Source organism: Cupriavidus sp. 8B, assembly GCF_054589115.1.
In genome coordinates, this window is the sequence record NZ_BAAILO010000601.1 from 1 (window position 1) to 235 (window position 235).

The window sequence follows — 235 nt, forward strand, 5'->3', positions numbered from 1 at the left end:
AGGAGCCATTACCATGACGATGCGGCAGATTGACCGGCTCAAGGTCATCCAGGCACTGGCCGACGCCTACCTAAAGACCGGGGTTGCGGCATCCAGGCTCGGACTGACCCCTCGCCAGACCTTGCGCCTGCTGCGCCGCTACCAACAGGACGGCGCCGCCGGCTTGCTCAATCGCCACCAGGGTCAATTGGCCAACAACCGGACACCGCCGGGCCTTGCGGCGCGGGCGCTCGGC

General features: G+C 67.2%; 1 protein-coding gene. It reads left to right on the forward strand.

Going from position 1 to position 235, the window contains the following annotated elements:
- Nucleotides 1-13: 13 nt before the first annotated feature.
- The coding region (locus ACYP5B_RS49855) for a helix-turn-helix domain-containing protein (RefSeq protein WP_459574861.1) at nucleotides 14-235 on the forward strand (222 nt) is incomplete at its 3' end.